This window comes from Alcanivorax sp. HI0007 (genome assembly GCF_001635525.1).
In the GTDB taxonomy this organism is placed as follows: Bacteria; Pseudomonadota; Gammaproteobacteria; order Pseudomonadales; family Alcanivoracaceae; genus Alcanivorax.
In genome coordinates, this window is the sequence record NZ_LWEJ01000126.1 from 1 (window position 1) to 318 (window position 318).

Genomic DNA, 318 nt, shown 5'->3' on the forward strand with positions numbered 1-318 from the left:
CCTGGCGGCCGGCGGCAAGATGGTCGACTTTGGCGGCTGGGACATGCCGATCAACTATGGCTCCCAGATCGAGGAGCACCNCGCGGTGCGCCAGCACGCCGGCGTATTCGACGTCTCCCATATGACCGTGGTGGATATTGCCGGGGCCGGTGCGCGGGACTTTCTGCGCCACCTGCTGGCCAACGACGTGGACCGCGTCACCCCGGGCCGTGCCCTGCACAGTGCCATGCTCAATGACAGCGGCGGCGTCATCGATGACCTGATCGCCTACAAGCGGGACAATGACTACCGTCTGGTGGTAAATTGCGCCACCCGCGA

At 65.3% G+C, this 318-nt stretch carries 1 pseudogene; it reads left to right on the forward strand.

The window, feature by feature from the left end:
* Position 1: 1 nt before the first annotated feature.
* Positions 2 to 318, forward strand: a pseudogene (gene gcvT / locus A3714_RS07185) (glycine cleavage system aminomethyltransferase GcvT); the annotation flags it as partial.